The organism is Candidatus Cloacimonadaceae bacterium, assembly GCA_030693415.1.
GTDB lineage: Bacteria > Cloacimonadota > Cloacimonadia > Cloacimonadales > Cloacimonadaceae > JAUYAR01.
Window position 1 is genome coordinate 1 of record JAUYAR010000039.1, and the last position, 4,562, is coordinate 4,562.

The window sequence follows — 4,562 nt, forward strand, 5'->3', positions numbered from 1 at the left end:
CTTTAACAGTGGCATCAACTACCAAAGGTAATCTCTTTCTTCTCGGGTCCATGTGTATCTCCTCTTGATAAGTATTCTCAAGAGATAAGATAATCCGAAACCAAGACTATGCAACATTAAATATGGGACGCTCTACTAGAGCGATATAATGATAGATGAAAAATACTTGCACAGTGACTTGACCGATATGGTAATAAGATGCTTCTTCATAGTCTATAATAAATTGAGTTATGGCTTTTTAGAAAAAGTATATGAGAATGCACTCCTCTTTGAACTTGAAAAACAAGGCTTATCTGTCGAGGCACAGAAAAAAAATCGATGTTTTTTACTGCAATCATATTCATCAAGTCATCAGTGTTCTATAAATCATTATCAATCATGTTCATCACGTCATCAGTGTTCCATAAATCATCATGAAATATAAGATCACCAAATACTCGCTTTTCATCCTGGACATCGCTATCGTGGTGTTCGCGTTTTTGTTTATTGCAAAGATCCGCACGGGGACGAGGGTGATTTTGGCAAGATATTCAAGATCGCTGATTCCATTTACTTTAATTTGGATCGGATCGGGGATCTGGGGGCTCAAATACTCGCTAAAAAAGGTCGGCAACGCCGGAGAGTTGATCAAGCGCATCCTCAAATGTGATGCCGTAGCGGTCATGCTCGTGTTTGTGCTGATGTATGTATTCCGCAAGTTCTACTATTCGCGCGGCATCGTTTTCGGCACGATCCTTGGCAGCGTTGCGATCGAGCTTTTTCTTTTTGTGGGGGTCTATTATGCTCTGCGGTTTCACAAGGCAAACAAAACCTTTGCCAGCACCAAACTGGTGACCCGATCCAAAGCGCTGGAAGAATCCCAAAGTCCCAAGTTCTTCCTCGATAGCAGCAGTTCAATACCCAGTATCCACAATTCCAGCTACAATCCGCCATATTCCGAGTGCAGCCCGGAAGACAGTATCCTGGTTCCGCTCTGGCAAAGCTATCTTGCCGATAATCCGAAACTCTTTGATTTCGTCAACGACTACCTCGATCTCACCAAGTTTGGCAAAACCGGCACCCTGGTGCTCCATTCCGAAACATATTTCAATATCCAAAACGAGAGCCCGGAATCACGGCAGATATTTATCAACCTCCACCGGATCAATGATTTCCGCCGCATCAACCTCTATCTGATCAAAGTGAATGAACTACTCGTCGATGGTGGCGTCTTCATTTGCCACGGACAGACCATTTCCCAGCGCCGCAATCAGATCTATCACCGTTTCACGCCATATCTCGGCATATTCATCTATTTCTTTGATTTTCTTATCCGGCGCGTTTTCCCCAAGCTCCCAGTTTTGCAGGGCTGGTATTTTGCTCTCACCAAAGGCAAGAACCGTGCCCTCTCCGAAACCGAGATGTTAGGCAGATTCTATTTCTGTGGATTTGACCTCATCCACAAACTTGAAATCAATGACACGATGCACTTTATCCTGAGAAAAGCCCGTGAACACCGAACCGATCCAAACCCCACATACGGTCCTTTTATCCGTTTGAAACGCAAAGGTAAAGACGGAAAGATCATCTATGTGAAGAAGTTCCGAACCATGCACCCATATAGCGAATACCTTCAGGATTATGTGTATCAAACCAACGCGCTCCAGGAAGGCGGGAAGTTCAAAGACGACTTCCGCGTAACCGCCTGGGGCAAGATCATGCGCGCCATGTGGATAGACGAGCTGCCCCAGATTCTCAATTTCCTCAAAGGCGAGCTGTCGTTAGTGGGTGTGCGTGCCCTCAGCGAACACTATTTCAACCTATATCCCCCTGAGATGCAACAGCTTCGCCTGAAGCTCAAACCAGGTTTGCTCCCCCCCTTCTATGCCGATATGCCCAACAGCATTGAAGATATCGTGGAATCCGAACGCCGCTATATTGATAGAAAGATGAAACATCCATTTCGCACGGATTGGACTTATTTCTGGAAAGGAGTATGGAATATCTTGGTGAAAAGGGCGAGGAGTAAGTGAACATGATGAACAAGACACCAAATTGGGGAGCACAGGAAAATCAGGATATATAGGATATTTTCTACAAAACACTCATAGCTATTGTAAAGGCGGGATTTCGATCCCGCCTTTTTTTTTATTCAAATCCAAAGCATCAGAGAGATGTTTGTCGGTGAACGGGTGAACCAACTCTGTAGCTCATCCCTTCACTCGTTCACCTGATCACTCGTTCACCTGTTCACTTGAAAAAAGAGATGAATATCACCGCTATCTGGGACTCAATCACTGCCTTCCAGCACTCTACTGATAGTCGAAAGCAGCTCATCTCGCATAAATGGCTTATGCAAGGCTGCTTTGGCGCCAAGCTTCTTTGCCAGAGGGAGATAGCTATCCGGACCAAACTTTCCGCCGCCGGACATGGCGATGATTTTGATGTCTGATTTGCAGTTCAGTAATTCCTGGATCGTCTCCAGACCCTCTTTATCGGGCATAATGATATCGGTAAGAACCACATCTGGTTCCCATGTTTCGCAGATCGCAAGGGCGCGATTGCCGTCCTCGGCTTGCTTCACCTCATATCCCGCTTTTTCCAACATCTGCACCAATACATTCCGAAAGCTGTTGTCATCTTCTACCACGAGTATTTTTGCCATTTTTCGTACCTGCTTTATATTAACGTATTTTAAATCTGTTTCCCAATCTGAGTCCATCCGCGGCGCTGCTGATTATGCCTCCGGAATATCCGCTACCCTCACCCACGGGATAAAGATTGGACGCTGAAACGCTGTGCATCAGGTTTCGGTCTCGAACAATCCGAATGGGAGAAGAAGTCCTAGTTTCCGGCGCGATCAACAATGCATCGCCAAAAAAACCATTGATAATCTGATCGAATTTTTGTAAAGCAGATTTAAGCTTTTGAACCACTCCATCGGGAAATAATGTGGAAAAATCGCAACACCATGTCCCAGGTCTGAAACTATTGGATTGCGGCTGGGAATTGTAACTGCCACGAACAAAGTCTGTTGCGGCTTGAACCGGAGCTTGGTATCCAGCAAGAAAGGCTTTCTGCTCCAGATGCTTTTGGAAAAATATTCCGTCGAATAACCCGTTTCCGAAATCTTTTTCATCCACACCGGTCACCACGCCGCTATTGCACCATTTATTATTTCGGGTGGAAAAGCTCATTCCATTGGTAACGATCCCAGTCTTTTCAGACGCGGCGCCGATGACCATCCCGCCGGGGCACATGCAAAAAGTGTAGGAGCCGCTATTTTTATCCGTGAGACGATAACTTGCCGGACCGAGGATTTGCGCCCATCGCTCGGAACCATAGATGTTGCGGTTGATCGTAGCTTGTGTTTGTTCGATGCGAAAACCCACGGAAAATGGCTTTGATTCCAAGCTTACTCCCCTTTTGTGCAGCATTGCGAAGGTATCGCGAGCTGCGTTTCCGGGCGCAAGGATCACAGTTTCGGGACGGTGTTTCTCGCCATTGATAGTAGCCGATCTGATCTTGTTTCCCTGCAGATCGATATCCTGCAGCGTGTGGCGATAGAAAAAGCGGCAGCCAAGTTCAAGAAGATGTTTGCGAATCTTGATTACCAGTGCCCTGATTCCATCTGTTCCAAGGTGGGGGAGAGCTTCATACGCGATTTCAGGTGGCGCTCCGAAGCCAATCATCAGCTCAAACACTTCCTGAACGATCGGATCTTTTGAGCGGCTGGTGAGCTTTCCATCGGAAAATGTTCCGGCACCGCCCTCGCCGAATTGAACGTTTGAATCCTCGTCAAGAGTTCCATCGCTCCAAAATCGTTCTACACATTCAGCCCGTTTGGTGATCTCGTCTCCGCGATCGAAAAGACAAGGTTTGAACCCGCTCTTCACCATACCCAAAGCGCAGAACAAAGCAGAAGGTCCCATGCCGATGATATAAGGATGCGGATCTTCGCAATCAACCGGAATGTTCTCTGGAAGCGTAAGTTTCCCATAGATAGCCAGATCACGATTGGATACAGGAGACGAATCAATATCCAGCAGCACGCTGAAATCATAGATGGGGGAATCGAATTTGCGGGTGTCCACCGCCTGACGCAGGATTTGTATTAGTTCAAACGCATGCGCAGGAATCCTCAATTTGCGGGCGATCTCTCGCTGCAGATCATAATTCCGGCGCACCGGGAAACGGAGATTGCTGAGCGTAAATATCATAAATAAAAAAGGCGCTGCGCACAGCGCCGGTTAAATGATGGTGGCGAGACCCAGAATCGAACTGGGGACACAAGGCTTTTCAGGCCTCTGCTCTACCGGCTGAGCTATCTCGCCTTCGCCGAAGGCCAAAGACTTGGGAGGGGCTTTTTTTGTCAAGCGGAAAAGGTGGAAAGGTGGAAAGGTGGACCAACTATGCAACTCACCTGCTCTCCCGTTCACCTAACCCAAGTTTCGCATTTTAGGGACTAAGTTATTGGTATATATGACAGTCATTTTTCAGTTAGGCACTAAACTCTGTGTTTAGAGATGATTTGATTTTTGAAGACTTTGACGTTCAGCAGGGAGTAGATTTTGTCTGCCTTG

The 4,562-nt window shown here is 46.7% G+C and carries 3 protein-coding genes and 1 tRNA gene; 1 reads left to right on the forward strand and 3 read right to left on the reverse strand.

Annotated elements, in window-relative coordinates:
• Positions 1-413: 413 nt before the first annotated feature.
• Positions 414-2,012 carry a sugar transferase gene (locus Q8M98_02735; protein ID MDP3113670.1) on the forward strand — a complete coding sequence of 533 codons (1,599 nt, stop codon included), beginning with the start codon at positions 414-416 and terminating at the stop codon, positions 2,010-2,012.
• Between the two features lie 257 nt (positions 2,013-2,269).
• Here Q8M98_02735 and Q8M98_02740 read toward each other — a convergent pair whose 3' ends face one another.
• From Q8M98_02740 to Q8M98_02750, 3 genes are all read right to left on the reverse strand, one after another.
• Positions 2,270-2,644 carry a response regulator gene (locus Q8M98_02740; protein ID MDP3113671.1) on the reverse strand — a complete coding sequence of 125 codons (375 nt, stop codon included), beginning with the start codon at positions 2,642-2,644 and terminating at the stop codon, positions 2,270-2,272.
• A 19-nt stretch (positions 2,645-2,663) separates the two neighbouring features.
• Complete coding sequence (locus tag Q8M98_02745) at positions 2,664-4,199, reverse strand: hypothetical protein (GenBank protein MDP3113672.1); 1,536 nt, start codon at positions 4,197-4,199, stop codon at positions 2,664-2,666.
• A gap of 38 nt (positions 4,200-4,237) precedes the next feature.
• Positions 4,238-4,313: transfer RNA gene (locus tag Q8M98_02750), tRNA-Phe, on the reverse strand.
• Positions 4,314-4,562 lie beyond the last annotated feature (249 nt).